The sequence below is a fragment of the Methylobacterium sp. WL19 genome (assembly GCF_008040005.1).
Lineage (GTDB): Bacteria > Pseudomonadota > Alphaproteobacteria > Rhizobiales > Beijerinckiaceae > Methylobacterium > Methylobacterium bullatum.
The window spans coordinates 1-6,851 of sequence record NZ_VRVC01000186.1 but is presented as its reverse complement, the minus strand read 5'-3'; the positions used below and the strand labels follow the sequence as shown (position 1 = coordinate 6,851).

Below are 6,851 nucleotides of genomic sequence, written 5' to 3'. Positions count from 1 at the left end.
GGCGCCAGCGCCGGGACCGGGACCGCGCCCCGGGCCGCCGCGTAGAGCAGGCCGGCCACCAGCATGTAGGCGAGCGCCAGGGTCGGGGTCACCGCGAAGCCCACGGCGGGCCCGTGCATGAAGCCGAAGAAGGTCAGCACGCCGCCGGCCGCCGCGAAGGCCGAGGCCCTCGGAAAGTCGCGCTCGATGATGAAGGTCGCGATGGCGCCGAGGATCAGCCCGCCGAGGATCGCGCCTTCACCGAGCACGGCGAGCCCGTGATAGAGCACCCCGACCTGTCCGAGCTTGTCCATGCCCACCGCAGCGGCGCTGGTGCCGGCCGCCCCCAGCGCCCCGTCGATCAGCGTCTTGGCCCAGGCCGCGAGATGCGGCGCGAAGGCCAGCACGATGGCGGGCGCGTGCGAATGCGGCGTCTCCTGGAAGGCCTGCGCCCCGATCAGCATGCCGATATAGAGCAGGATCGGCGAGATCGCGACGATGGGCACCACGCTGGAGATCAGCGAGATCAGGTTCAGCCAGGCGAGAAGCAGCACGACGATGCCGGTGGCGAAGGAGTAGCCGATCCGCCCGCCCATCGCCTTCCATCCGGGATGGCCGATATAGACGGCGTTGATGAAGGGGTTGCCCATGAGGCAGCCGATCAGGCTGACGATCCCGTCGGCGGTGAGCACCCGCGTGGTCGGGTAGGCGTCGCCCGCCACTTCCGCGCTCTCGACATTGTCCATCGCCTCCACGAGGTCGTAGATGCCGAAGGGGATCGCCGTCACCAGGATGATCCCGATGAACTCGAAGCCGCCGAAGACATGGCCGATGGCCGGCAGCGGCACCGAGAAGCCGATGCCGGAGAGCGCGCTCGTCAGGCCGGGGCCGCTGACCCCGCCGATGTCGATCCCGACGAGCTTGGCGCCCCAGGCGACCGCCATGCCGAACAGGATGGCCACGAGGCCGGCCGGAAGCCGGCCCGGATAGCGCACGCCGCCGAACCACGCGAGCAGGATGATGGCGAAGGCGACGACGCCGATCACCGGGGTCTGGATCAGCTCCAGTGCCGGGCGCATGGCGATGAAGGTGACGGAGACGCCGGCGAGGGTTCCGAGGAGCGCCGCGCGCGGCGTGATGCGCCGGATGACCGGGGCGATGAAACCGCCGATCATCAGCATGAAGCTCTGGATGAACACCCAGGTGAGCCCCGCCTCCCAGGCCTTCACCGGATCGCCGGTGGAGAGCTTGATCGGCAGCATGATCACGAAGACCACGATGAACATGTGCGGCACGCTGATGCCGGAGGGCAGCGCGCAGACGTCGTCGCGGCCGCTGGTCTTGGCGAGCCGGTAGCCGAGCCAGCCGTAATAGGCGGTGGAGAGGAAGAGCATCAGGCCGACGGCGGGCAGGATGCGCCCGAAGGTGATCGCGTCGGGCATGCCGAGGACGAAGCGCAGCAGGCCCGTGAGCACCAGCATGTTGACGAGGATGTTGGTGCCGAAGCCGAAGAACGCGTTCCAGTCGCCGGGCACCCAGAGGGCCGGGCGGCGGGATGCGCCGGCCGTGTTCGTCATGCCGCTCGCCATGGTGCCCTCCATCGTGCCAGGGCGAGGCGAGTGCGCCGCGCCGGGAAAAGGGGTTCAGCCGTGCCGGCCTAGGGCAGCGATGACGCTGTCCGAATCCGAGACCCAGCCGAAGATGCCGCCCTGCGCCTTGATCATCGCGAGGCCGGCGGCGTGGAACTCGGGGATGTACGACGCGCAGGCATCGGCGACGACGACGCAGCGATAGCCGCGGTCGTTGGCCTCGCGCACCGTCGTGTGCACGCAGACCTCGGTGGTCACGCCGCAGACGAGAAGGGTCGCGATGCTGCGGGCCGCGAGCACGTCGGCGAGGTCGGTGGCGTAGAAGGCGCCCTTGCCGGGCTTGTCGATCACCGGCTCCCCATCCTGCGGCGCCAGGGCGGGAATGATGTCGTGACCGGGTTCGCCCCGGATCAGGATGCGGCCCATCGGCCCGGGCTGACCGATCCGGGCCGTGGGCTCGCCGCGCTCCAGCTTGGCCGGCGGCGCATCGGAGAGGTCCGGGCGGTGGCCCTCCCGTGTATGCACGACCAGGAGTCCGGACGCGCGGGCCACGTCGAGGAGGGCCCTCGTCGGCGGCACGGCGGAGGCGAGGAGCGAGGCGTCGTTGCCGAGGCTCTCCCCGAAGCCGCCGGGCTCGAGGAAGTCGCGCTGCATGTCGATGATGAGAAGGGCCGTGCTCGACGCGTCGAAGGGGAGCGGGGACGGCTGGGCGTCGAGGAGGTTGGGCATGAGGGGCCTCTCCCAATCGCGAATCGGGCTGACTGCGCCTCATCATGTATGCAAGGATGGGGAAATCCTTGCCCAAACCATACACTTCGATGCCCGAAGATTCGCCTCGCCCTGGCGAGCATCTATGCATGCCCCTAGGGGGGAGCCGGTGCCGTCAGCGCTGAAGGCGCGCCTTGCCCGCGCGGAGCGGAGCGGCCGGCCGCTCCAGGCGGTCCCGCGCCCGTTCGCCGGCCGCCTCGCGCACGGCGGCGCTCTGGGCGTCGAGGGTCTCGAAGGCGTCCTCGACGACGCTCATGTGGACGAGCATCGCGGAATTCGCGGCGGCGGCGTCCCGCGCGAGGACGGCGCGGACGACGAGGCCGTGCTCGGCATGCGAGCGGGCGAGCCGCCCCGGTGCCTGGAACTGGACGCGGCGGTACGGCGTCAGCCGCCGCCGCAGATTGCGGGCGATCTCGTCCACCACCGTATTGTGGGCGCCCTCGTAGAGGAGCCCGTGAAAGTCCTGGTTAGCGACGACGTAGCTGTCGTGGTCCCCGGCCTCGGCGAGGACGCCCATGCGCTCATGCAGCAGCCGAAGCTGGGCGCGCTCCGCGGGCGTCATGCTCAGGGTCGAGAGGCGGGCGCAGGTCGCCTCGATCTCGCCCATGGCGATGAACAGCATGTCGAGCTGGTCCGGCGTGATCGTCCGCACGGTGGCGCCGAAGCGGGGGCGCAGGTCGATCAGGCCGGTGCCGTTGAGGAGGCGAAGGGCATCGCGCACCGGCGTGCGCGAGACGCCGAAGCGCGTGGCCAGGACCTGTTCGTCCAGCCGGGCGCCCGGCGGGAATTCCCCCGACAGGATGGCGTCGGCGATTCTGTCGGACAGGTTTTCGGAGCGGGTCGGGGACGCAGGCACTGTGGTCTCGGTTCACGACACGCGATCGGCGCAGGGTCGGCCTGCGCGCGCCATCAGCCTGCGCGCGCCATGAGTACGACGAGTTTCCCCCGTGCCGCAACGGGAGGACGTCGCGGCACGGGGCCGGGAATTCGTTGCAATTTTATGACTCCTCCCATCGGCGATCGGCCGGCGGCCCGCCATGGCACATCGGTTGCGGAGATCCCCTCAGACGTTGCGAATGAGGAGAAGAACGATGGTCGCAAGGGGGCTCACGGCCGCGGCTCTGTCACTCGGCATGATCGGATGCGGCATGATCGAATGCAGCATGGCGGCCGATCTCGATCCGGTGAAGACGCTCAAGGTCGCCGAGCCGGCGCCGGTGAAGGCGCCGTCCTTCTTCCTGTTCTCCGATACGCAGGTCAGCTTTCGCTACCAGTTCCCGGCCGCGGAGCCGGGCGTGCAGATCCAGAAGGCGGATGGCAGCTTCCGCAATCGCGACATCCCGAAATACATCACCAACATTTCCCACGCCGACGCCTGGGCCTACGGCACGAACTTCTTCTCGCTCGACATCCTGCAATCGACGTCCCAGGACCCGGCGGGGACCACCAACGTCCCGGGCGGCTTCGCCCAATACGATCACGGCGCCACGGAAGCCTACGGCCTCTATCGCGGCACCCTCAGCCTGAACGCCCTCACCGGAACCAAGGCCTTCGCCATTCCGGGCATCGTCAAGGACGTCTCGCTCTCCTTCGGTTTCGATGCGAACGCGAAGAACACCGCCTTCGGCCCCAAGAAGCGCGACGTCGTCGGGGGCCTGACCTTCTCGGTCGACGTGCCGGCGGGCTTCCTCAACATCAGCGCCCATGCCTACAAGGAATGGAACCGCAACGGCTTCAACTTCCAGCCCGACCGTGACGTCAGCTTCGACACCGTTCCCGAGTTCGAGATCGTCTACAATTTCCCGCTCACCTTCATCCCGAACCTTCCGCTGAGCATCGCCGGCTTCAACAACATCGTGACACCGAAGGGCAAGGGCATCCGCGACCCGTTCAACTATCCGGGCGGCTATTATCCGGGGACTGGCGTCGAGTTCCTGTCGCGGACGAACCTCGTCCTCGATGTCGGCAAGCTGGTCTGGAACCAGCCCAACAAGCTCGATGCCTTCATCGGGTTTCAGTACTGGCTGAACAAGTTCGGCAACGTCGATCGCGCGAACTTCAAGGGGAACGAAGAGAAGAGCTTCCTCGCCGGCCTCGCCTTTCACATCTTCTGAACGCACCGATACCCGAACGGCCTGAAATGTGCTCCGCTCCGGGGCGCCTGACATCGGGAGCCAGGATGAGCGAACGAGACGCCGGAGCCCGCCGCCTCTGGATCAGGAACCCGCTGGCGATCCTCGCGGCGGAATCCGCAGGCGGCATCGTCGTCGAGGGATCGCGCATCGTGGAGCGCGTGGCGTCGGGCGGGACACCGGCGGCGGCCGTGCACGAGACCTTCGACGCCTCGCGCCACGTGGTCATTCCCGGCCTCGTCAACACCCATCACCACTTCTTCCAGACCCTGACGCGCGCCCATCCCCTGGCGATCAACAAGCCGCTGTTCCCCTGGCTGAAGGCGCTCTACACGGTCTGGGACAAGCTCACCCCGGACGCGTTCCGCCTCGCCACCCGGCTCGCCTATGCCGAACTCCTGCTGTCGGGCTGCACCACGGCGGGCGACCACCACTACCTGTTTCCCAAGGGGCTCGAGGCGTCCGTCGACATCCAGGTCGAGGAGGCGCGCAGCCTCGGCATCCGCGCCGTCGTCACCCGTGGCTCGATGAGCGTGTCGGTGCGGGACGGCGGCCTGCCGCCGGACACCCTGGTCCAGGACGACGACACCATCCTGTCCGACAGCGAACGGGTGCTCGGCCTGTTCCACGACACCGCGCCCGGCGCGATGGTGCAGATCGGACTGGCGCCGTGCTCGCCCTTCGCCGTGTCGAAGCGCCTGATGCAGGAAAGCGCGGCGCTGGCCGAACGCCACGATTGCCGCCTCCACACCCATCTCGGGGAAACCCTCGACGAGGAGGCCTATTGCCTGTCGACCTTCGGGCTGCGCCCGGTCGACTACCTGGAGGAGGTCGGCTGGATGAGCCCGCGCGCGTGGCTCGCCCACGGCATCCATTTCAACGACACGGAGATCGCCCGCCTCGGCAAGGCGGGGGTCGGAATCTGCCATTGCCCGACCTCGAACATGACCCTGGCCTCGGGCTGCTGCCGGACCTGCGAGCTCGAAGCGGCGGGCAGCCCCGTGGGCCTCGGCGTCGACGGCTCGGCCTCGAACGACAATTCGAACCTGATGGAGGGCGTCCGGCACGCCCTGATGTTGAACCGCCTCACCTACGGCGCGGAGAGGGTCACCCATCTCGACGCCCTGCGCTGGGCCACCGAGGGCTCCGCCGCCTGCCTCGGTCGCAGCGACATCGGACGGATCGAGGAGGGCCGCGAGGCCGACCTCGCCCTGTTCACCCTCGACGAGCTGCGCTTCTCCGGCAGCCACGATCCCCTCGCCGCTTTGGTCCTGTGCGGGGCGCACCGGGCCGACCGGGTGATGGTCGCCGGGCAATGGCGGGTGATCGACGGGCACCCGGTGGGCCTCGACACGCGCCGGCTTCGCGAGGAGCACACACACTTGGCCCGGCACCTGTTCGGCACGGTTTGACGATGGCGACCGCATTCTCTCCCGCCGCCCAGCCGCCCCGCCCGAGACAGGGACCGACCCCGCTCTTCGGCGCCTACGGCATCGTCAAGCGCTTCGGCAGCTTCACGGCGAATGACGGCGTCGATCTCGAGATCCGCGCCGGCGAGATCCACGCCCTCCTGGGGGAGAACGGCGCCGGCAAATCGACCCTGATGAAGATCCTCTACGGCCTGCTGGAGCCGACGGAGGGCGTCGTCACCCACAAGGGCGACATCGTGCAGCTGCCCAATCCGGAAGCCGCGCGTCGGCTGGGGATCGGCATGGTCTTCCAGCATTTCTCCCTCTGCGAGAACCTGACGGTGGCCGAGAACATCGCCCTCGTCATGCCGAAAGACCTCTCCGGCCGGGCGCTGGCCGACCGCATCGCCAAGCTCGGCATCGATTACGGCCTTCACCTCGAACCGGATCGTCCGGTCTGGTCGCTCTCGGCGGGCGAGCGCCAGCGCATCGAGATCGTCCGCTGCCTGCTCCAGGACCCGAGCCTCGTCATCCTCGACGAACCCACCTCGGTGCTCACCCCCGGCGAGGCGGAGGTGCTGTTTTCCGTGCTGGAGCGCCTGCGCGCGGAGGGCCGGGCGCTGCTCTACATCTCCCACCGCCTCGACGAGGTGCGCCGCCTCTGCGTGCGCGCCACCATCCTGCGCGGCGGCAAGGTGGTAGGGGCCTGCAACCCCCAGGAGGAGACGGCCCGCTCGCTCGCCGCCATGATGGTGGGCAGCGCGGTCCGCGAGGTCACGGGGCGCGCTGGCGGGACGGTGGGCACGGAACGCCTGCGCCTCGATCGCCTCACCCTCCCCGCTCCGGGCCTGCACGCCACCTCGCTGCGCGACGTCTCCCTCGGCGTCTCCGGCGGCGAAATCCTCGGCATCGCCGGCATCGCCGGCAACGGCCAGGCCGAACTCTTCGCCGCCCTGTCGGGCGAGACCCGCGCG

Annotated in this window: 6 protein-coding genes; 3 read left to right on the top strand and 3 right to left on the bottom strand. The window is 69.0% G+C overall.

Annotation, left to right across the window (positions count from 1 at the left end; translation table 11 throughout):
- The 3 genes from FV220_RS23350 to FV220_RS23340 all read right to left on the bottom strand — a co-directional run.
- Positions 1-1,568 (bottom strand): regulator (locus FV220_RS23350; protein WP_187273518.1); only part of this gene is annotated, 1,568 nt, incomplete at its 3' end.
- Between the two features lie 54 nt (positions 1,569-1,622).
- On the bottom strand, positions 1,623-2,297 hold the full coding sequence (locus tag FV220_RS23345) for an isochorismatase family cysteine hydrolase (protein WP_147833405.1): 675 nt from the start codon (positions 2,295-2,297) through the stop codon (positions 1,623-1,625).
- 154 nt (positions 2,298-2,451) lie between these two features.
- Positions 2,452-3,192 (bottom strand): GntR family transcriptional regulator, encoded by a 741-nt coding sequence (locus tag FV220_RS23340; RefSeq protein WP_147833404.1) that lies wholly within the window; start codon positions 3,190-3,192, stop codon positions 2,452-2,454.
- A gap of 235 nt (positions 3,193-3,427) precedes the next feature.
- Between FV220_RS23340 and FV220_RS23335 the strand changes: the two genes are divergently transcribed.
- From FV220_RS23335 to FV220_RS23325, 3 genes are all read left to right on the top strand, one after another.
- A complete protein-coding gene (locus FV220_RS23335) occupies positions 3,428-4,450 on the top strand; it encodes a hypothetical protein (RefSeq protein WP_026176255.1) in 1,023 nt (340 codons plus the stop codon).
- Between the two features lie 65 nt (positions 4,451-4,515).
- Positions 4,516-5,880, top strand: a complete 1,365-nt coding sequence (locus FV220_RS23330) for an 8-oxoguanine deaminase (protein WP_056143493.1) — start codon at positions 4,516-4,518, stop codon at positions 5,878-5,880.
- 2 nt (positions 5,881-5,882) lie between these two features.
- A partial coding sequence (locus FV220_RS23325; RefSeq protein WP_147833403.1) for an ATP-binding cassette domain-containing protein occupies positions 5,883-6,851 on the top strand: 969 nt, incomplete at its 3' end.

Excerpts from the sequence above, each read along its gene's own strand:
- FV220_RS23330 (WP_056143493.1), top strand. The coding sequence starts at position 4,516 with ATGAGCGAACGAGACGCCGGAGCCCGCCGCCTCTGGATCAGGAACCCG.
- FV220_RS23335 (WP_026176255.1), top strand. The coding sequence starts at position 3,428 with ATGGTCGCAAGGGGGCTCACGGCCGCGGCTCTGTCACTCGGCATGATC.
- FV220_RS23345 (WP_147833405.1), bottom strand. The coding sequence starts at position 2,297 with ATGCCCAACCTCCTCGACGCCCAGCCGTCCCCGCTCCCCTTCGACGCG.